This window comes from Skermanella aerolata KACC 11604, from assembly GCF_000936425.1.
GTDB classification, from domain to species: Bacteria; Pseudomonadota; Alphaproteobacteria; order Azospirillales; family Azospirillaceae; genus Skermanella; species Skermanella aerolata.
Map to the genome: position 1 here is coordinate 1 of NZ_AVFK01000204.1, position 510 is coordinate 510.

At 48.0% G+C, this 510-nt stretch carries 1 rRNA gene; it reads left to right on the top strand.

Annotated features, from left to right (window positions below):
* Positions 1-251 precede the first annotated feature (251 nt).
* Positions 252-510, top strand: a 16S ribosomal RNA gene (locus N826_RS39225); the annotation flags it as partial.

The window sequence follows — 510 nt, forward strand, 5'->3', positions numbered from 1 at the left end:
AAATCCTGAAAATTAGGGTTGACTCTGAAAGAGGAAAGCGTAATATACGCCACCTCGAGTTGGCAAGCGAAAGCGCCTAACTCACTGCTCTTTAACAATTTATCAGACAATCTGTGTGGGCACTCCACAAGACGATATCCAGCATCTTCGGATGCAAAAAAATATCAAGTCTTGAAGAGTGACTAACTGAAGTAAAATTCATGCAGTAAATCTTTGAGCATCGCTTCTCGAGTGGAAGCAAATCAAGCTTTTAATTGAAGAGTTTGATCATGGCTCAGATTGAACGCTGGCGGCAGGCTTAACACATGCAAGTCGAGCGGTAGCACAGGGGAGCTTGCTCCCTGGGTGACGAGCGGCGGACGGGTGAGTAATGTCTGGGAAACTGCCTGATGGAGGGGGATAACTACTGGAAACGGTAGCTAATACCGCATAACGTCGCAAGACCAAAGAGGGGGACCTTCGGGCCTCTTGCCATCAGATGTGCCCAGATGGGATTAGCTAGTAGGTGGG